Origin of the sequence: Streptococcus oralis (assembly GCF_023109155.1) — a bacterium.
Classification (GTDB): domain Bacteria; phylum Bacillota; class Bacilli; order Lactobacillales; family Streptococcaceae; genus Streptococcus; species Streptococcus oralis_BZ.
On the sequence record NZ_JALDUA010000001.1, the window covers coordinates 298,504 to 319,764 of the forward strand.

At 40.2% G+C, this 21,261-nt stretch carries 17 protein-coding genes; all 17 read left to right on the plus strand.

Annotated elements, in window-relative coordinates; all coding sequences use genetic code 11:
- Window positions 1-16 precede the first annotated feature (16 nt).
- The 17 genes from M1F63_RS01590 (at window position 17) to M1F63_RS01670 (ending at window position 21,094) form a co-directional block, all read left to right on the plus strand.
- Window positions 17-3,727 (plus strand): SspB-related isopeptide-forming adhesin, encoded by a 3,711-nt coding sequence (locus tag M1F63_RS01590; RefSeq protein WP_000818739.1) that lies wholly within the window; start codon window positions 17-19, stop codon window positions 3,725-3,727.
- A 63-nt stretch (window positions 3,728-3,790) separates the two neighbouring features.
- The gene (locus M1F63_RS01595; protein ID WP_247940565.1) at window positions 3,791-4,279 is read left to right on the plus strand and encodes a hypothetical protein; all 489 of its coding nucleotides are present in this window, start codon (window positions 3,791-3,793) and stop codon (window positions 4,277-4,279) included.
- 74 nt (window positions 4,280-4,353) lie between these two features.
- On the plus strand, window positions 4,354-4,578 hold the full coding sequence (locus tag M1F63_RS01600; RefSeq protein WP_247940566.1) for a hypothetical protein: 225 nt from the start codon (window positions 4,354-4,356) through the stop codon (window positions 4,576-4,578).
- Window positions 4,579-4,605: 27 nt separating this feature from the next.
- Window positions 4,606-5,352 (plus strand): hypothetical protein, encoded by a 747-nt coding sequence (locus tag M1F63_RS01605; protein WP_247940567.1) that lies wholly within the window; start codon window positions 4,606-4,608, stop codon window positions 5,350-5,352.
- Window positions 5,353-5,393: 41 nt separating this feature from the next.
- Complete coding sequence (locus M1F63_RS01610; protein WP_247940568.1) at window positions 5,394-6,506, plus strand: hypothetical protein; 1,113 nt, start codon at window positions 5,394-5,396, stop codon at window positions 6,504-6,506.
- 62 nt (window positions 6,507-6,568) lie between these two features.
- Window positions 6,569-6,790 carry a hypothetical protein gene (locus M1F63_RS01615; protein ID WP_057694304.1) on the plus strand — a complete coding sequence of 74 codons (222 nt, stop codon included), beginning with the start codon at window positions 6,569-6,571 and terminating at the stop codon, window positions 6,788-6,790.
- Complete coding sequence (locus M1F63_RS01620; protein WP_247940569.1) at window positions 6,787-7,134, plus strand: PrgI family protein; 348 nt, start codon at window positions 6,787-6,789, stop codon at window positions 7,132-7,134. Before M1F63_RS01615 ends, M1F63_RS01620 begins: the two co-directional genes overlap by 4 nt.
- On the plus strand, window positions 7,094-9,448 hold the full coding sequence (locus M1F63_RS01625) for a VirB4-like conjugal transfer ATPase, CD1110 family (RefSeq protein WP_247940570.1): 2,355 nt from the start codon (window positions 7,094-7,096) through the stop codon (window positions 9,446-9,448). The genes M1F63_RS01620 and M1F63_RS01625 overlap by 41 nt, the downstream gene beginning before the upstream one ends.
- Window positions 9,449-9,473: 25 nt before the next feature.
- Window positions 9,474-12,110 carry a phage tail tip lysozyme gene (locus tag M1F63_RS01630; protein ID WP_247940571.1) on the plus strand — a complete coding sequence of 879 codons (2,637 nt, stop codon included), beginning with the start codon at window positions 9,474-9,476 and terminating at the stop codon, window positions 12,108-12,110.
- Window positions 12,111-12,129: 19 nt separating this feature from the next.
- Window positions 12,130-12,774 carry a hypothetical protein gene (locus tag M1F63_RS01635; RefSeq protein ID WP_000781853.1) on the plus strand — a complete coding sequence of 215 codons (645 nt, stop codon included), beginning with the start codon at window positions 12,130-12,132 and terminating at the stop codon, window positions 12,772-12,774.
- Window positions 12,771-13,043 (plus strand): type III restriction endonuclease, encoded by a 273-nt coding sequence (locus M1F63_RS01640; protein WP_247940572.1) that lies wholly within the window; start codon window positions 12,771-12,773, stop codon window positions 13,041-13,043. Before M1F63_RS01635 ends, M1F63_RS01640 begins: the two co-directional genes overlap by 4 nt.
- Complete coding sequence (locus M1F63_RS01645) at window positions 12,997-13,836, plus strand: hypothetical protein (RefSeq protein ID WP_247940573.1); 840 nt, start codon at window positions 12,997-12,999, stop codon at window positions 13,834-13,836. Before M1F63_RS01640 ends, M1F63_RS01645 begins: the two co-directional genes overlap by 47 nt.
- A 12-nt stretch (window positions 13,837-13,848) precedes the next feature.
- Window positions 13,849-14,367: a DUF3801 domain-containing protein gene (locus M1F63_RS01650; protein WP_247940574.1), complete on the plus strand. Its 519-nt coding sequence runs from the start codon at window positions 13,849-13,851 to the stop codon at window positions 14,365-14,367.
- Window positions 14,364-16,163: a VirD4-like conjugal transfer protein, CD1115 family gene (locus M1F63_RS01655; protein ID WP_247940575.1), complete on the plus strand. Its 1,800-nt coding sequence runs from the start codon at window positions 14,364-14,366 to the stop codon at window positions 16,161-16,163. The genes M1F63_RS01650 and M1F63_RS01655 overlap by 4 nt, the downstream gene beginning before the upstream one ends.
- Before the next feature lie 20 nt (window positions 16,164-16,183).
- Window positions 16,184-16,447 carry a hypothetical protein gene (locus tag M1F63_RS01660; RefSeq protein ID WP_247940576.1) on the plus strand — a complete coding sequence of 88 codons (264 nt, stop codon included), beginning with the start codon at window positions 16,184-16,186 and terminating at the stop codon, window positions 16,445-16,447.
- A complete protein-coding gene (locus M1F63_RS01665; RefSeq protein WP_247940577.1) occupies window positions 16,438-20,616 on the plus strand; it encodes a PBECR4 domain-containing protein in 4,179 nt (1,392 codons plus the stop codon). Before M1F63_RS01660 ends, M1F63_RS01665 begins: the two co-directional genes overlap by 10 nt.
- Window positions 20,617-20,686: 70 nt before the next feature.
- Window positions 20,687-21,094 carry a hypothetical protein gene (locus M1F63_RS01670; protein WP_247940578.1) on the plus strand — a complete coding sequence of 136 codons (408 nt, stop codon included), beginning with the start codon at window positions 20,687-20,689 and terminating at the stop codon, window positions 21,092-21,094.
- Window positions 21,095-21,261: the final 167 nt, after the last annotated feature.

Consider the following 21,261-nt stretch of genomic DNA (forward strand, 5'->3'; position numbering starts at 1 on the left):
AAAGGGAAAACATTAAATGGCAGAAAAAACAAAAGGACACGGATATTTCCGTAAGAAAAAATGGGCTAAAGGCCTAGTATCAGGAATTGCAGTTGCAGGTATTGTAGCCTTCTCTGCAGGTTCTGTATTGGCGGATGAATCAGTGCAGCCTGAAAGCAAAAACGACAACAACGCATACGCTAAACAAGCTGGCAAAACAACAGGAAGCCAGTCTGTAGCAATTGATAATGGAGCCGTCACAAAGGTTGCTGACAAGGCTAAAAAAGCTGGAGTAGTTGTATCTGAAACTCCAAGTGTTGACAAAGGTACAGACACTACTTCATCTAGTCTTGAACAATCTAAGTCTGAAATCAAACAAGATCAGGATAAACAAGTCAAGGAACTTGAAGCCACAACTACAAAACAAGTTCAAAACAACGAAGTCTTCCAGGAGGCGCAAGAAGCTATTCAAGCTAACAATCAATTTGTAGCTGCTGAAAAAGCCAAGCACGAACAATCAACAACTGTCACAGTAACGAATGACGGTTCGACTGCCACAGATGGAACTGCAGATAAAAATAAGCAGGCTACTGAAACGGCTAAGAAAGTCTTATCAGAAAATCAGCAAGCTGTCTCAACCTACCTGGGTGAAAAAGCTAAGTATGATGCTACTGTTGAACAAGCTACTGCTCTAAACAAAGCGGTAGAAAGCGCATCTGAACAGTTGAAGAAAGAAAAGGTTGACGTTAAAGTCGTTACACGTACGGTCTCTTCAGTCGCAGAAGTAGAAGCATTGAAGAAACAAAATGACCAGGCTATTGCGACTGCAAAAGGCAAAGTGGAGCTTAACAAAGCCCTGATGGCTGCCTACACAGAGAAGAAGAATGCTAGTGATCAAGTCAATCAAGATGCTGATCGTAAGTCAGCAGATTTGAAAAAATCTGGTGTACTTTTAACTTCTAAAACACAGGAAGTTTCTTCAGTAGATGAAGCCAACAAAATTGCCAAACAAAACCAAACGGCCTTTGATAAAGCTAAGCAGAACCAGGCTGAATGGCAGAAGAAATACAATGAACTTCAATCTAAAACAAGTACGGAAGGATTCACAAAAGAGGTTGTCTTACAGGCTCTAAGTCTTGCAACAGCTAATCCTGAAGCAACAGTAGAGTCCTCTGCTTCAGGAGCGCAGGTAACTACCAAAGATTACATCGCTTCATCAAATGGAACATCAGGCTATACTCGTGTTCTAGACTCAACCAAAGTCTTGAAATACAAAGATGTGGGCAATGGTTGGACAACAGAAATTGATTATACTGGGTTAAACGGCTTAACAGTCACAACCGAGGATGGGAAACAACACAATATTTCTCGTATCCATCGAAAATTTCAAATTGTAAACCAAGGTAAAACGGGCCTAAATGATGTCTATGTCTTAAATGATCCTACTGAGGGCTTTGTAGTAGCTCGAAACGATGGAACAGGTGGAGCTGCGGACTACATGAACTTCCTGGTTACAGATACCTACTACTACAACAATGAGGAAGGCCAAGAAGTAGCTTTCAAGGCTTCTGAAAAGACACCTGCAGCCTTAACCTACTCGTCTCTAAACCACAACCCTATCGGGTGGGAAGGTGCAAAAGCCATCAATGGGACACATGTTGAAATCAATGGCTCAACTGTTACTCAAAACAAGGATTATGGCTATGTTTATGCAGAAGACTATAATCGTGAGGAAGAGGTAGGTCATCTTTGGGATACTTCCTCTTCAGCATATCAGTACAAGGGTGCTGCTCTTGGTGTCTTTAAGGAAGGGACAACCTTCAAAACTGAATTTATTCAATGGGATGGACCAGAAAGTCCAAATGGCCAAACCTATTGGTTTGCTTTGAATACAAAGGTTGTAGCGCCAGTCGTTGAAGTTCCAGCTACTGCAACTATCACAAAAACAACTGTGAAACCTGTCAAAACTGAACCTGTATCAGCCGAATTGGTTAATACAAAGAATCCAGTCAAACCAGCCTTGACTCTTAAAACTCTCTCTGAAACCAAAAATCAGAAATTATCTGCAAGCTATCACGGTTATAAATTGCAGTATAAGCCAGTTGTCAGCAAATCTGTAGCAGATACAGATAAGGTCAACACAAATGGTCAAGAAGTAGCTAAAAACGCTACTCAGACCTATACATTGACCCATGACAATATCTATTCCAATGTGAAAAAGGGTGACAAGATTACCATCATCGATCCTCTTGAAGCTGGGGCTGTTCCTGATGTAACTGTGACGAAAGTAGCTGCAGAGAAAGCTGGATGGGGTGTTGTCTATGATGCAGGAAAGAACACTTATACCTTTACTGCTACATATCAAGGAAAACGTCTAGATGCCCCAGTGATTACCTGGAAGCCAGTCTATGATAAAGGATTTTTCGATAATACCTACAAGGTTGTAGTAAACGACTATGAAGTTTTCTCAAACCCTGTTACAACAACAACGCCAGCACCTCCGAAACCAGTCAAATCGGTTCTGGATCGCTCTGGTAAGGATATCAATAGTGCGACAACATTTGATCGTAACGTGACCTTCCGATTGGTGACTGATTATAGTCCATACACCAAAACTCTCGCTTCGAGTCAAGCACTTGGTAAGAAGTTTGCTATTCTTGATGATGTTCAAGACAATGCCTTCACAGTTGACCACAGCAAGATCAAGATGACTGCTGCAGGACAAGATGTGAAAAAACTCTTCGAGATGCATCATGTGCTTTCAGACAAAGCACGTACAGATGCAATCAATAAAATCCTGAAGGAATTGAAACTGAATCCGAAGGGTGAATTCTATCTCTGGGTAGCAAAAGATTCCAAGAGTTTCTACCAAAACTACGTGAAACCAAATAAGAAGATTACTGTTGATCTTCCAGCCAAACTCTTGGTTAAGGCAGGGGAAAAAGTCGAGAATGAATTTAAACAGATCGATTTTGGGAATAGCTATCAGTCGAATCTTGTAACAGTTGAAGTTCCAAACGTTAATCCAGAGAAACATGCCCTGGATCAAAAGGATAATAAAAAAGTCTTGGACGGCCAAGAAGTACAGATTGGCCAATATATTCGCTATCTACTAGATGGCGTAACCGTGCCTGCTAAGCACGATAGCCTCTTCCAATATGACGGTAGTGACCAGTTGGATGTAGTCCATGATCGATATACAGGTAAGTGGTCAGGGATTTTCAAGGGGACAGAGTACACAGCTACTAAAGACCTTATCTTGCCATATGATGTCATCCTGAAGAATGGTAAAGTAGTCAAAGCTGGTGACCTTCTCGCTAAAGGTACAGCTTATGCCTTCTTGTTTGAAGTGAACCAGGATACGGATCCTAACTTCCTTAAGAAAATCGTGACCGTCAAATGGGACGAAAAAGCAGGCAAATGGTCTTACGTTATCAACCAGGACTTCCTAAATTCTTTAGGAGTCAAGGGTAGCTTTGATGCAGACTTCTATCTAGAAGTCGAACGCATTACAGCTGGGAAGGTTGAAAATACCTTCATCAATACAGTCAATTTACAAGAGATGACGGCTAAAGTGACAACCACAACGCCAGAACCTCCAAAACCAGAGCCTAAAGAACCAGGCAAGCCACAACCACAAGCATCGCTGCCAAACACTGGAACTGCAGCAAGCATGCTTCCAACTTGGGGAATGTTTTTGGGATTGTTGAGTCTTGCAGGAGCAGGGCTTCGTAAACATAAAAAATAGAACATCTAGAAATTCCCCCTCATCTATGGTATAATGAAGCCATAAAAAAGAGGGGGAAGAGAGATGAGAAAGGACACGAAAATGGATGCACATGTGACTAGAAGTGGATATAGATACTACACTCCAACTCAAAAAAAATCAGAAGTCACTAAGCCTGAAGAAGAGAAGAAGTGGAAAAAAGGCCTCCGTTGGCTAGGAAAAGCCATCTGGTTAGGAATAAAGAATCTACCGAGTGTAATTGCGAGAGCTGCCGTTTTGATGGTTGCGACTCCACTCATGTTTCTCCTCTTTATCTTTAATCTGATTAAGAGCTTGATTGCGACAGCAATTGGATGGTTTGTGTTTAAGGTCATAGTTGCGTTTCTTGTTCTGTGTTATTGGGCATTTCTAACAAAAGAGGGAACCGCTCCAGCAAGTGTTGAACTTTGGTTTAAAAATTGGATAATGCCAGAAGGTGTTCCGATCTATCATTGGTGGGAAACAACCATCATCGTTGTCTTGGCTGTGATTACAGCCCTCTCTCTAACCTTTCGTCCAGAGGATGAAAAATAGTATTAAATAAACAAAGTAGGTACTAGGAATCTTTCTTAGTACCTTTTTTTATAAAAAGAAAGTGAGAAAAAAGAATGGATGCAGTTGTAGATTTAATTAACAAACTTGGAAATTTCGGTGGGATTATGGGGCTTGGTTGGGCCGCCTGGGGTGTCTGGGATTTATTCATCGGATTTAGACGGGAATTGGATGATAAAAAGGATAAAGGCCTTCAGAGTATGATGTTGGGCGCCATTGTTGGTGGTGTTTTAAAAGCACTCTTTACCGCTTTAGCAACAGGTCTTCAATCTCTTGGTTAGGATGAAGAAGAAAGAGGAGGTGGTTTTATGAACCAATCCACACTTGATCAACTAACCATGAGTCTGAAAGACTATAATGAGACAGCTTATCAGCTGATGGAGACAGTTTCAGGTTCGATGGAGAAGGTGGCAATTTTGCTCCTTCTCCTTTTTATGGGGATCAACCTCATGAATTGGCACCAACAACTTAAAAGCAATGGAGGAGAGCTGTCATTTCAGCTTTGGATTGAAGAAATCCTCAAGTATGCTATCGCACTCTTTTTTATCCTCTATGTGGATGCGATTTTTGATGCCTTGTCATGGTTGTTCAATGTTATCATTAAGTTAGTAGCCAAGAATGCTACAGATCCTTTCAGTTCTGAGCCACCAGATTTTAAAGGTTTGGGTATGATTGAGAAATCATTCTTTAAAATTGTTTATGCGGTTGTTGATTTTGTCGGTCAGATATCGACTAAGTTGTTGATCCTGTTACGCTCCTTTACGCTTTACACGTATAAGGGAATCGCTAAAATTATTGTCGCTTGTTACATGGTGGATAGCTTACGCCCGATCTGCCTCGGTTTCTTTAAGCTCTATGCTGCTGCTGTCCTTCAGGGATTGATTTTAGTGGTTGTGACCATGCTTTATCCAGCTATTGTCACGAATGATCTACTGACAGTTGATAAGACTGGAGCTTGGACAAGTGCTTTAGTTGCGATAGCTAAAGGAATCATTTACATCATTATGCTCTTTGGCAGCCAACGCATGGCCAAGAATATCATGCAAGTGAACTAGGATATGGTATAATGAAGAGAGAATGCTGAAGGAGAGATGGTATGGCTGTTTCAAAGTTTTATGCAGTATGGCGGAAAGAATCCGGAGAAGAAGAGATTGTGAATGCTTTTCAAGCACTCGCTCTCAAGGGGCGAGCACAAATTATCACGACACCAAAAGAACAGGCGACTCTTTTTGATTTGGAAACGGATCTCAAGGTTAATCCAAGAAGTAGTCAGAAAAAAGATGGTCGCTATGTAGGTCAACCATACTTTAGTTACTATCCAGGTGAAGAGAGCCCGTTAAAGGGGCTAGAAAGTAGCTTTGAATATTCCTCTGAGCTGAATGCTCTTATCGAGGCTTTTAAGACTATTGAGAAATTTCAGATTAAATATGACAATCATACGGCTTATATTTTTCCTAAAGCTATTTCTCTGATGAAACGGATCGTATTTGAAGATGAAGACTTTGTTATTCTAAAGCTCTTGATTGATATCGATGAGACCTATCCTTATTCTGAATACTACCGTTTAAATGGTCAACTTGGTATCGAATTTTATAAAACAAGAAGACCAGAACCTGTTAAACGGATAAAATTAGCTAAAAAAGGCATTCCCTTGTTTGAAGCTAAAGCTCATTTCCCTGAATCTACTAAGATATATGTACCTAAAGAATTTACATCACCTGAACAGGTTAAAAGTGTTGCTGCTAGAGTGAGGGAAGTTTATCAGGAAAGAAACTACAAACTGTATGGGAATTTTGATAAATACCATTTAGAAGCATTTGTCTTTTTAGATGATAATGAAAGGAAGTACCAAATTTTGAAAACTTATGAGGATCAGTGCCAAGAACTCAAGGATGAAATTAAGCTGTTGAAATCATCCTACTATGAAAAATTTGAAAAAGTGAAACAACTTTCAGAAGACATCGAGCAGGCCGAAACACTCTTGAGAAAGTATCACGAAGAGGAGGAGTATTACAAGAAGATAGAAAAGGATAATCAAAAACTAGAAGCAGATAAACAAAGACTGAAGCAGGAAAAAGGAGAAATTCTCTCTGAAAATCAACATCTAACCAATGAATCACAACGTTTACGTAAACTGAAAAATGCAGCAGAAGAGAAGATAGAGTCTTTAGAAGGACGTTCATTCTGGCAAAGACTTTTCAATAAATAAAGATAGTAGGTAAAGAAACAGTTCTAAAAACAGAGCTGTTTTTTTGATAGAAAGGATAAAGTATGAATTTAGAAGAACTCAAGCAACGGCGAGATGAGCTGATTAAAGATAATGAGTGGGCGGATGGCTTAATTAAAAGGAAGGAAGAAGAACTATGGGAAGTGAAAGTGAGAACGATTGCAGCTTCTGAGCTAGCGAGATCGGCATTGGAATCGGCTGTACGTTCCGCAGGTATCGTAGATACCTTTTATGGCCCGGATAATGGAAAGAAAGGAACAGAATGACACGTTTAGGTAGTGAATTTTTAAAGGCTTTAGATAGCTACGAAAGGCCAGTTTTAGGGTATATGACACTGAGACAGTTAGTGCTACTATTTGGGATAGCATTGACAGTAGTTGTCACTACTATTCTCTATTGGCTGAAGGCACCTGATACTATTCTTTATGGCGTTGATATTTTGTTATTAGCGCCTTTTGTTATTTTCGGGTGTTATTTTGATGAAAAAATTAAAGATAATATCCGTTTCTTGTTAACTAAGCAGGAACGCTCTTATCAGACAGATTATGACAGAAAGGAATACACAAGAAATGAATTCATTCGGCCGAAAGAAAACCCCGAAACTCTCTAAGGAGGAACGGGAGCGGGCCAAACGTCTGAGACGTACCATGACGGCCTCTACACAGAACAGCCTTAATTATCAATGGCTGACACCTGATGGACTTATGAAAATTACAAATGATCAATTTTCAAAGACCTATCGCCTAGGTGATACAAGCTATATTACTGCAACAGATGATGAGCGAATTGATATAATTGAGACAAATGCTGATATTTTTAACTCGCTGGACATTGATAATGATATGCAGCTATTGATTCTGAATCGTAGGGTAGAAAGCAATAGCTTATCTTCTATCCGCTATGATTTGGTTGGGGATGGATATGACGATTATCGTAAAGAATACAATGCGATGATCAATGATCGTTTTTCTCAGGAACAAAATACCTTCAAGGTAGAAAAATATCTGACGATTACAACCCAAACAGATCAGGATCATCAAGCTAGAAGAATCCTTGATGATACAGCCAGCGTTATTGAAAGTCAATACAGTGGCTTAGGAATCTCCTTTAAGGAGTTAGAGGGATTAGATCGTCTTCTTATCTTCCGAAAACTCTTGAGACGAGAAGGCTTTATTGATTTTAACTATGAAGACATCGCTATTTCTGGCTTATCAACCAGGGACTTTGTAGCTCCAAACTATCTGAAGTTTGAAAAAGATCATATGAAAATTGATGATTGTTTCGCAAGGGTGCTGTATGTTAGACAATATCCTACCTTCTTGAATGACAAACTGATTAAGAATATCCTGGATACAGGAATTGAACTAGCTATCAGCCTACATGCGAAGCCCTATGATACTGCAGATGCCCTGAAGAAAATCAAGACAGTCAAGTCAAGTGTACGCAGGGAAATGATCAAAAGTCAGAAGACTGCCGCAAAAGAAGGCTATGGAAGTGACTTGGCCGTTGGTGGGAAGGCTGTAGAGACATCTCGTGAAACTGAGAAATGGACTGAGGAACTCCAGGACAATGACCAAAAAATGTTTTCCGGTGTGATGACGATTTTCTTCATGGCTGATAGTCTGGAAGAGTTGAATATCTACACAGAGCAGGTTCAACGATCTGTCCGTAAAAACACAGTAGAACTGGATAAGTGTTACTTGTATCAGGAAGAATCCTTGAATACGATTCTACCGATTGGGATTCCATTTATCAACGTAAAACGCCGTTTTATGAGAGATATGACTACCAGTAACCTGGCCACACAAGTTCCATTTACCAACGTAGATCTTCGATCTAGCAGCCCACGTGCAATTTATTATGGTCAGAATCAGCTATCTAAGAACGCTATCACAGTTGACCGTAAGAAAGACTTGAATACAGGTTCAGGTTGTATCTTTGGGAATTCAGGATCAGGGAAGTCTGTTCTTGCTAAAGGAGGAGAGATTATTCCTACCAAACTACGTTACCCTGAAGATAATACCATTATCGTCGATCCTGAAGATGAATACACTGTTATTGGCCGAGAATTAGATGCTGAAATCATCACAATCGCTCCTGGATCACAACATCACTTTAACTTGCTGGATCTACCTGATAAGGATAAACTGCAGGCAGAAGATAGTGATCCGATTGGCCAAAAATCAAACCTCTTATCAACCCTGTTTGAGAATATATTCTCTGAAGTATCAGACGATGAATTTGCGATGATTGACCGTGTAACGAGACAGACCTATGAGGAATTTGAAAAACCAACCTTTAAGGATTGGCAAGCGGTTTTGGAACGTCAACCTGAAGCCGTTGCTAAGGATCTGGCGCTGAAGGCAGAACCTTATACTATTGGCTCAAATGATATCTTTGCACACCCTACAAACGTCAATATGAATAGTCGCTTTATTATCTTCAATCTCAAGCAGTTGAGTGGTAAATTGAAGCCATTTGCTCTCCTGGTGATTCAGGACTTCATCTGGAACCAGGTGGTCAATAACCAAGGTAGAACCATTACATGGTTGTACTTCGATGAATTGCAGCTCTACTTCAAGAATAAACTCCAGGCAACCTTCTTTACAGAACTATACTCACGTATTCGTAAATATGGGGCCATTCCAACAGGGATTACACAGAATCCAGAGACTGTTTTATCTACAGAAGAAGGTAGAAAGCTAGTCGCAAACTGTGAGTTTCTAGCCCTCCTGAAGTTGAAGCGGACAGACCTAGAAGCCCTGGAGCAGGTCATTCCTCTTACGCCTTCACTGGAGCGATTTGTCTTGCGGCCAAAAGCGAAAGGTACTGGTTTGATCGTGGCTGGGGATACGATTGTCCCATTTGAAAATCCTATCCCTAAAGATACCAAACTGTATCAATTGGTTGCGACAGATGGTTAAAAAATAGAAAGAGAGGTGATTTCTTTTGTCTAAAAGTAATCGCAAACAATTAAAACAGGAACGCAAGCGAAGAATCAAAGAAGGAATAGCCCTCAATGCTGAAAAAAAACCTAAAGAAGCACGTTTAGACTCAAAAGCTGTTTTTAAGGAAGCTAAGAAAAATTATCGTTTAGCTGTCAAAAACTATAATCTACACAAAGGACCTCAAGCAACAGCGAGAGGTCTTTTCTTTAAGCAACAGCTTGATCGAGCAAAGTTGGAAAAACAAATTGCAACAGCGATTTATAAGCGAGCTAAAAAGGCTGATGATAGCTATATTCCCAATCGTATAAAGAAACGAACAAAACAAAGTGCCCGAATGAAGCTGAGGCATGATGTTGAGAAGACAATCCGAGATAATGATATTCTTGGAAACTGGGTTCAGGCGAGGCAGAATATACGTCAGTTCAAGTATCAGTTAAACGCATCTAAAAGAGCGACGAAGGCTGCAGGAAATCTATCTAAGTACTCTATCAAGCATAGTTACAGTAGAGCAAATAAGACCTATAATTTTATCAGAGGGCGAGGGTATACTCGAACACCTAGAGAGTTCTCCTGGGAAGGAAAACTGAGTAAAAAAATGAAACAGGCTAGAAAACGTCTAGCTCGTTCAAAATTTGGGAAAGTATCAAAGCGTACAGGGAAGGTTTTGAAGGTTGCGACAAAGCCCCTACGTTCCATCTTATCCAATCCATTGGCAGTCAAATCCTATTTCTGGATGTTTCTTATCTTTGCGGTTATAGGGGTGTTTATGGCCATGTTTGGAGGCGGTGGTCCTGTCCAACAAAATGAATTTGACCTGAATAAGTCATGGCTTCAGATCAGTAAACGAGATCGAGAGAAGTCAAATGATAAGGTAGACTATTGGACAAACATCGATGATATGATCTTTTTCATGAACTTTCGCTACGGCAGTGAGTGGAAACCAGAAAGTAACTGGAATGAGGGAACTGGTGGAGAATGGGCTGGGACATTAGGTTTCAATCACTATTCGGATGCCTTGAATGACCTTTGGAATCATTTGAATGATGATCCTCATAATTTGAAAAAGATGGCTGATTTATATGGCTCCTCGTCAGACCTCAAGTGGGCTAAGTTGAGTGATAGCGAGTTAGAAGAGTATAAAGAGCTAGAGGAGTTGACTAAAGAAGTTGGTCGATACCCCTCTTATCAAGAACTAGCTAACCCCTTTTACCAGGAGGACGACCCTTCTTATCAAGCTCCTCTAGTTATCCTGAAGCGGTTTGGCTATACCTCTAAGAGTGAAATCTATGAGAAAACACAACTAAAAGCTTCAACAGGGCAAGCTATAAGAGCTCCTCTTGAGGGTAAAGTCAGTGTGACAGATGATACGACTGTATCAATCAAAACAGATAAAGCCATTTTTACTTATGAAGATGTAGGAAATATCCGTGTTTCTGATGGTGATCAGGTCAAAGCTGGAGACGAGGTTGGGAAGGTAACGGCAAATGGTTATCAGGTCATTCAGTATCAAAAATTGGAGGAAAAAGAGACAAAGGATAAGAAAGAAAAGTGGACATCAGTCAATCCAGGCTTTTACTTTCAATCTGTCACGTACAATCAGACAACCTCAGTCATTACTACACTTGATGGTGATTTAGGACAAAAATCACGAGCGATAAAAGACTACTTGAAGCAAAAGGTACCAGGGCTGACAGATAATGGTTTGGCAGCCATGCTTGGAAACTTTGCAACTGAAAGTAATATCAATCCTAAACGTGCTGAAGGAGACTATCTTAGCCCACCAATAGGAGCTGATTCTTCTTCATGGGATGATGAGTCCTGGTTAGCTATAGGAGGACCAGCGATTTATAACGGAAGATACCCAAATATTCTTCGACGAGGTTTAGGATTGGGACAGTGGACAGATACAGCGGATGGTTCCACCAGGCATACTTTATTATTGAATTATGCAAAATCCAAAGATAAAAAGTGGTACGATTTAGAGCTGCAGTTGGATTTTATGCTGGAGGGAGATACTCCTTACTACATCACTGAACTGACATCGATTCTAACCAGCACAGAAGATGTAGAGACACTTACAGAGCGTTTCTTGGTTAATTGGGAAGGGAACTCTGGAGACAAGGTCTTAGAGCGCCAGAATAATGCTAAACAGATCCACGCTTTTCTTACTCAACAAGTTCGAGGAGGTGGAGCGTTAGCGTCTTCCTGGAATTTCCCTGAAGAGTATCAGTCAAAAGTGGAACACCCTCCAACACAGGCTTCTATGACTACACAACAAGGAAGCGGTTATGAAGTGGGACAATGTACTTGGTATGCCTATAATCGTTTAGTCGAACTAGGAACGATTACGGACTTATCAGGAGCTTATGGTTACCTTGGTAATGGTCAGGATTGGGTGGCAAGCCTAGTCGCAAAAGGATGGCGGTATAGTACAACTCCAACAAAAGGAGCTGTTGTATCAGTAGTAGGTGGATTTGGTGGGACACCAGATGTATACGGCCATGTTGCGATTGTGGAAGCTGTGAATCCAGACGGTTCATTCCTCGTTTCAGAATGTAATATCCAAGGTGTACAGGATAAGGTCCATTTTCGTGTCCTATATCCAGCTTACTACTATACGTTTGCGACACCGAATTAAAAAAGAAAGAAGGTAAATCATGAAAATGATAGATATGGAGAAATTGAAACTCCTGAAAATAGGAGGAATCCTTATAGGAGTTGTGCTAGTTCTAGGATTCGTATTCTGGATTGGAGCAGCAACCTCATCGCAAAAGAAAGCTAAACAGGAAGCTGAAACTACGCAACAAGAAACTAAAGCAGAGGGAAGCGAACTAACGCAAGAATATGTAAAGGAATTTTTGACGGCTTACTTCAATAAGCAGGATCTTGGAGAAAATAGAAATCGCTATTTGCCCTATATGACAGAAGCTGCTTACAATCAGGAAGTGAACTCTGAAGAAGAACCAACGGTACAAACCTATAAGGGCTATGTAGTGGATACACAGATGAAGTCTTCTACCATCTACATCGATCAAGAAAATAATGTTGTCCTAGCTCAAGTGAGATACACTCAGACACAGTTACAGAAGAAGTATGATTATACTAACGCCCAAACAAACGTAGGATCTTCAAGAACCATACGGATTCGCTTCAGCAAGCAAGATGGGAAATACCTGGTAAATCATATTGACCCCATTTTGATTGTGGACAGCTTGAACGCCAGCGAAAAGGCGAGTATTCCATCGTTAAACAAACCAATCACTAACCAAACACAAAGTACAGAAGGGAAAAAGGAACAATGACAAAATTAGAAACTTTGGAAAAACAAAAACAGAAAGCGGAAGACCGCTTAGCTGACTATATGACCAAGGTCAAGAAGGAAGAAGAGAAGCTGCAGCAGCTAGAAACTCAAATCATTCTGGCCAAACATGAGGAACAGTCAAACTACTTGGCCGAACATAATTTAACCTGGGCTGATATTGAAGCAGCTCTTGCTGAAGGAAAATTGAAAGGAGCTGGAAAAGATGTACCGTTTAACCAATCTGACACAAAACAGGACCACAACGTATAAAAATCGAGACCTTGTGTACCAAGCCCTGGAGCGAGAAAATGCCAAGGTGAAACACGAGGAGGCAGAGGCCGTTTTATTGGTAGAAGAACTGGACAAAAAGAATGTAGTGGTCTACCAAGAAGATATTTATTTGCCGTTTGAGGGGATCGCAGATAGCCTCTTCCTGAAGCCTGGTACGGCGAATCACCAGGAGGTGGGGCCAAAAGAATCAAAACCCTCTCTCTTTAAGCGCCAGGCTAAAACAAAACGTGGAGCACAGATTCCTGAAGAAAAAGCAGAAGTTCCTTCCTTGAAGCATGAAACTCCTAAACCTCCAACCTCCTCCAACCCTTCTTTTTTGGTGTATCTGGGAAGAGTTTTGGTGTTACTTGGTCTAGTAGGAAGTCTGACAGTTGCTGGCTTATCAATTACGCTAGTTTACCATCAAGAAAAGCAACTATCGGTCGTATCAAAGGAACTCTCTGATTTAAAAACCATTCAGTCAAAAACAGGGGAACTAGATGCCTTTTCACGTTACTTTTTACCAGCCTATTACTCTGATAAAGGGAAGATGGATGATTTTGTAGCTCCTCAGTTAGTGCTAGACAGACAACCAGGTCAACTGCAGTCAGTGATTTTGGAGTCTAGCTTGATGGTCGATGAAGCAACCTATCAACTGACCTATGTAGTGGCCGTGAAAGACGGGGAAAACAGAAGTCAGAAACGCTTGGTAGTTACTGTAAAGGAAGAGCCTGCAGCACGTTATGGTTTCCAAGTTATTGCGAAGCCAGAACTATCCAATTATCCAAAATAAAGGAGAATTTACATGGATCAAGAAAAAGTCAGTCATTCCCTGACGTTAAAAGGGAAAGTAACCCTAGAGATGACGATACAAGCCCTATATGCCCTCGCAAAAGCCCACTATGATAAGAAACAACATGAGGCAGCGAATCGAACTTTTGAAGGGGAGACAAAATTCAATGATTTTATGGCCACCAAATCTAAAAAAGATGTTGAGAAGTTATTAAACAGTGAGGTTCACCTTGCCAAATTGAAACATTATCTGGAAGAGTATAAGGTAGGCTTTACCTATCACCAAAAAGATGGTACAACCTATCTCTTCTTTGAGGCGAAAAATCGTACCTTAGTAGAAAAGGCTCTTAAAGAGATGTTAGCAGACATCACGAAAAGCCCAGAAAAATTGGAGGAGTTTGCGAAAAAGGTGCTGAAGAAACCACATGAAATGACTCCTGAAGATAAAATCAATTACTATAAGACAAATAAGGTCTATAAAGGAACCATGCCTGTAGTGACGAAGAATATTGGAAAGGAGAAAGAACGATGATTAGAAAGCCTATACGGCCCTACCTAGTGGTGGGGCTATTTTCATTTGTTATTTTCCAGTCCTTTTACCATTACTACCAACTTTCGACTGCAGCAGTACCTTTCATGGGAATGTTGCGACTTCGTTGGTTGCTAGAACACTGGGAACGCTTCTCTTTTGGTGTTTTCTTTGATTCAGGAGCCTTATATGCAGGGCTGATCGGATTTGGCCTCCCAATCCTTGTCTATTCTTTTATGGATAAGAATTTATATCGCCAAGGAGAAGAACAAGGTAGTGCTCGTTTTGCGACTTTGAAGGAAATGAGACGTTTTGAAGACGTTGATTTTGAGAAGAATATGATTTTTTCAAAACAGGTCAAAATGGGCCTATTTAATTTTCGCTTAGCCTACAATGTGCAACTCAACAAAAATGTGATTGTTATTGGTCTTCCAGGAGACGGTAAAACCTTTACGTTTGTATTGCCAAATTTAATGCAGATGAACTCAAACTTTGTTGTGACGGATCCCAAAGGAAACCTGGTACACGAAGTTGGGAAGATGCTTGAGAAAGCTGGCTATGCTGTTAAAATTTTCGATTTGATTCGTCTCAAAAATTCAGATCGCTTTAATCCTTTTCATTACATGAAGTCTGAGCTAGATATTGATCGTATCTCTGAAGCGATTACTGAGGGAACGAAGAAGAGTGAATATACTGGAGAAGATTTCTGGGTTCAAGCAGAGTTGATGCTGCAACGTGCATTGATTGGTTATCTCTATTTTGACTCGAAGGATCCTGAAACTGGAGTCCAGTTATATATGCCAAACCTGGGTCACGTTGCGGATCTATTAAGAAATATATATCGAGAGGATCCAGATGTCCCAAGTCCTGTTGAGCAGATGTTTGAAGAATTGAACGAACACCAGCCTAACAACTATGCTTATAAGCAGTGGAAACTATTTCAAAATTTTAAAGGTGAGACAAGAAACAGTGTAGTTGCGATTTTGTCTTCTCGCTATTCTATCTTTGATCACGAGGATGTCCGAAATCTGATTAGTGACGATACCATGGAAGTGGATACCTGGAATACGAAAAAGACAGCTGTTTTTATTGCTATTCCTGAAACCAATAACGCCTTTAATTTTCTTTCTTCAATCTTGTTTGCGATTGGTTTTGAGGTTCTCACACATAAGGCTGATGATATCTTACAAGGGAAAGTACCTGGCTACAGCAGAAAAAATCTTCGCCACATTCAGTTTATCTTCGATGAGTTTGCACAAATTGGACGTATTCCAAACTTCGCCCAGGTTCTCTCTTCTATTCGTAGTCGTGAGATGTCTATTAAGATTATTATTCAAGCTGTCAATCAGCTAGAATCACTATATAAAAGCGATTGGAAGACGATCTTTAATAACTGTGCTACTCACTTATTTTTAGGGACAAATGACAAGGATACGATGGAATACTATTCTACAAGGTCAGGTAAGCAGACTATACGCACTCGATCCACTTCAAGATCGCATAGTTATCGGAACGGATCATCAAGTGAAAATAAACAAATTCAAGGCCGTCCACTTTTAACTCCAGATGAAGTCGCAAGAATTGGGGTAGAAGAAGGATTGGTCTTTATTTCTAAACAAAATGTCTTCAGAGATAAAAAAGCAAGTGTCTATGATCATCCTAGAAAAGATGAGATTGCAAGTTCTCCTGAAGACAAAGAAAACTGGTACGAATATACTCGAAAAGGGACAGATATCGATGGCTTGCTTCTATATGCCAACGATTTGACTCCGCAGCTAAAAGAGTTATTCGTGGCCTAACATACAGAAAGGACAGTAAGATGGAAACACCCAAAACACAATTAGGATACCTAGAGAGTATCTCACAAGTTTTAGCACTAAAGCCAGAAAATTTAGCCACAGAACGTTATGCTATTTGGCAGCTATTCAAACAGGCTGATGAGGAGACTTTCTATCAATTAGCTCCTCATCTTTTTGTGACAACGAATCAGGAAGATCCATTGGTTGTTAGCGAATTAGATGCAACTCTTGAAGATTATCTTTTATTCAAGGAATTGGTCGAGGAGGAAACAGGATGGTTTTAACAAAAGCACAGGCAAAATCGCTGGATATTTTAGAAGTAGCTCGTAGTCTCGGAATGGAAATGAAGAGAAAGTCACACCGAGAGTATTACTGGGCTGAACATGACTCATTTAAGATCGATACGGTCAATAATGTCTGGCGTTGGTATTCTCGATCAGAATTTGGAGATGTGATTCAACTAGTTCAAACTATCCAGGGTGTTACTTACAAGGAAGCGATGCACTTCTTGGAAACAGGAGAATTTAAGAAAGTGGATTTGGCGGCTCAGATAGCCCCAAAAGAGCCCTTTTACTATAACTTGGAAAAATATGAGCATCGGGATTTCAAGGCTTCCAGAAGCTATCTGAAGACTCAGAGAGGACTTTCAGATGACACGATTAATTTCTTTTTGAGTCAGGGAAGTATAGCAGAAGCTACTCGAAAAAAAGGAGACTATTTCGAGCCTGTGATTGTCTTTAAGTATAAGGACAATACGGGCTTTTTAGCTGGCGCTAGTCTACAGGGAATAGTAGAGAATCGAGTGCACTATCCAGAACGTGGGCGCTTAAAACAAATTATGAGAAATTCAGATGGACAACTGGGATTTTCAATTGATATTGGAACCCCTAAACGTTTGGTCTTTGCAGAAGCTCCAATTGATTTAATGAGCTACTATGAGCTTCATAAGGATACACTTCAGGATGTCCGCTTAGTAGCTATGGATGGTGTCAAAGAGGGCATCATTAGCCGACATTTTATGGAATTGTATGCAGAGATGAACAGTAAATCCTATCAAATAGATCAGAATACTGGAAAAGCTCTAGAAACTGTCGTCAACACAACGGATTATTTCAAAGATGGTCGGCATCAGGATATGATTACACTGGTTGTAGATAATGATGCTGCAGGGCAGAATTTTATTACTCGCTTACAGGAAAAGGGCATTCCGGTACAAATTGCCATTCCACCTATTATCCAGATTGACCAGGAAAAGGAAGATTGGAATGATTTCCTGAAGCGAGGCAATGAAGCTACCAAGGAATTGGTGCATGTCTACAGCGCAGACGAAAAGTCCTGGCATTACCAGGGCTATTTTTCAAAAGAAATAGCTCTCGCAAAAGCGCAAGAGCTAACTGCAGATGATGTAAAAGCCTTTGTGTCAGATAGGCAGTTGACAAAGGAAGAAGTCCATCAGGAATATAAAAGGATTATCAATCAAGAGAAAGAAAGGAAACATACTATGTCGGAAGTACATGAAGCAGAGGCTGAGTATGAAGCAGAAAAGCCAAATAATAGTCGCTTGGCGCAAGCTAAACGAAAGCTAGAGCGACTTAAAGGAGAAGCCGATGAGGCAATCAATGCGGCCTATTCTCATCAATCCCTAACGAATGGCCAGCCTATGAATGACAAACGAGGTGGGGGCCGTTTTATGCAGAAGCAAGAACAAATTGAAAATCGTGTCTTCTCTAAATTGGATGAAATCAATGAACAAGAAGAGCGAATTGAAAGACTTCAGGAAAGAGAAGACCGAAAAGCAGCAGGTCTCAACCGGCAGGGGAATGGTCTGGATATGAGTGTCCAAAATATTCCCCGTATCCGGGAAGAAATTGAGAAGGCAGAACGTGGGGAATCGAGTTATAGGCCTGAAACTATCAAGCGTTACAAAAAGGAATTAGAGCGCCTAGAAGCCATTCAAGATAAAGTTGATGGACTAGTTATCCAACCAGAAACTCAGGCTTTAATTGATGCTGGAGAGGTCAAGCAGTGGGCTAAACAGCCAAATATCTACTTCGTAAAAGGGCTACGTCTAGTTGCTTTAGAATTGACGGAGGAAGGGAGATTTGAATTATCTCCTAAATATCGCCCTAATACGGATGAAGAAAAAGAGATGGTAAACAAGTTGCTGTCCAATCAGAAGAAACGTGAGGATGAGACTCAAAAATCAGCCTTGACTCCAGATACTAGCAATCTATCTCCAGAAGATGCGGAATGGCTGAACCAGAACTGGAATAATATCAGCTTTTCAGTAGAGCCTAAAAAACAGATGGTTATTGATTCAGATAAAACGGTGACCTATGAAAAACCTTCCAACCTTCTTGGAGATGATAGGGGACCAAAAAAACAAATTCAGAGCACAGAAAAAGCTCCTGAGAACTCTCAGGAGCAAATGAATGATAGGACCAGTGGTGGCACGGGTTCTTTACAGCCTAAAGCTGAAGGCAGTACCTCACCTGTACTTGAAACAAGCACCTTTGAGCAAACTGTTACCAGTCACCCGACATCATCCTATCCTTACTTACAGTTTAGCACAAATTATGATGAAGTGCAACGGAGAACAGCGAATTATCATCCGATTACACCAGCGGATTTAAGACGATTAAATCAATATGCACCGTCTATCCAAAGTACAGCAATCTGGTATTTAAATGAACTGGCTGACAGTAAGATTAGCTTTGTTTATGCGAATTATGGAGAGGAGAATGTGCTTCAGGTGACTTTTCAAAAGGATAATTTTATCCATCTTTCAGGGATCAGACCTTTTGAAGAAGGAAAGGGAGCAGCAAATTTCCTAGTTGATATTGCAAATGGTCAGGGGCATTATGACGGTATGTTGATTAGTAATGCAATTAAGGATAAATTGCAGGTTCTTCCTATGTTGCGTGATATTTTAGATCCACATTCTTTTGTTTTAGATGATTTGAGCAGTGTTGAAAAGCTTCACAATCTCAATATGAGTGAAGCTATTAAAGCAAAAGATGAAGATTTCTTACTACTGTTTAAAGATATTGGAGATGAAAAAATTCCAGCCTCTCTTATGAAACTCAAGGGAGAGCTTGGAACTAATGTTAAATTATTGGATGAAAAGATCATTCTCGGTGTTTATAGAGAAAGAGATGGCCGCATCGAGCAACTTTCAATCAATGAAGAATATGTTAAAGACAAAGGTGCAGAAATGTTGTCAGTTTTGAAGAATAAGCAGTATGAAGAAATCAAACTAGAAGAACAAGACCACAACAAGCAGGAGTTGAAACGTGATGCGGATGCTGATGGTGTTCCTGATGAGGAGGAGTTGCTCCAGGGAACGAATCCGTATGATTTTAGATCGAAGCCAGGTTCTAAACCAGAGGGCGAGGAGAGCCTACAAGCGAATGAAGTTGTTTTAGCAGCTGGGAGTCCTGCAGTCGCAGATTTTATTCAAAATAAAGATATGGCAGGATTAAGTCGTCATCTTAAAGAAGGAATTAAGGAGTTTCTGGACTCAGATAAGTACAAAGACTATCTAACGAAAATGAGTCAACTAAATAATTATTCTAATCGCAACTTACGCTTAATTCTTGCACAAAATCCTGAAGCAAGGCAAGTAGCTTCTTTCAAACAGTGGAAAGAAAACTTTGGCCGTTATGTAAAAAAAGGCGAGAAGGCTTTACGTATTTTTAAACCTATGACGAAGATCAAAAAGGATGAAAATAACCAACCAATATTGGATAAAAATGGGAAACCGGAAACAGTTACATTCTTTGGCCTAGTGCCAGTTTTTGATGTTAGTCAGACAGAAGGAAAGGAGATGCTAAAAGCTGCAGAAGTTAAAGAACAGCTGACTGATTTGGACTATGCGAATCTTTACCGTGCCCTGATGGCTATTGCGAAAGAAAATGATGTATCGGTTCGATTTGAAGAGATGGAAAATAATAAACAGGGGTATTATTCTGTCTCAGAGAATCAAATTGTTTTACGTAGTAATGAGATGAATAAGGCTCAAATTATTAAAACTTTCTTACATGAAATGGCTCATGCAGAGTTGCATCATGCAGACAATTCTCAGAAGGAAAATCTGACTAGAAGCACAGCTGAACTCCAGGCCAAAAGTGTCGCTTATGTTGTTTCTTCATACTACGGTATTGATACATCAGAGTATTCCTTTAACTATCTATCTGGGTGGTCTGCTGACAAGGAGACACTTGCTGATTTAGAGGCGCAGTTGGATATTGTCCAACAAGAAGCCAAAAGTTTAATGGTTCGGATGGATCAAGCATTGGAACAATTAAGACTGAGTCAGGAGAAACAAACGAAGCACAGTTTTGAACAAAAAATAGAGAAGTTTAAAAATCAGAGCAAGCAAGCTGTCGTAGAACACAAGCAGGAATTGAAAGCAGATGCACAATCAAAAAAAGAGAAGGGTTTCTCGAAATGACCGAACGTGATACCCCAAATAAACCAAAGGTCAAATTAAAAACAAATCATCATCAAGGAGGACAACACTCATGACCAATGAACAAGAAGAACAACTTATTATCATCCTATCAGACTTTATTCCAGTCATGGATGGAGATAGAGTTATAGGAGTATCGCCAAACGCTAGAGACTTGACTCGCCAAAAAGTTCTGGAGCAACTAGAGGAAGAACAGTCTCAACTACCTGAAGGAGATCCTGCTCTTTTGGAGTGGGAAGAAGAAAATATTGAGCTACTCAAGATAATCACAGATGAGGAATTTCAAACTGTACTCACTGAAAAAATCTTACTGACAGAAATACAAATTGGGCAGTCTATTTTCCAACCTCTAACTACTCAACAAGTTTCTGTCCTAGCTGAAAAGTTACAAGGTCAGAAAGAAAAAAGTGTAGAAAATAGTGATAAGCAAACATCTATTGTCAAAAATGTCTTCAGTTGATTACGATAAAATGTTAGAAGTTGTACTCCAAAAGATATAGAAAAGGGGCTTGGGGATTTCCCCAAATCTGAGAAAATCAAGAAGGAAAACTGCAAGGTTCTCCTTCTCTGATTTTTTTAAATTTCGCAAATGGATATCCATTTGCTACGCTTGCCACAAGGAAGTCA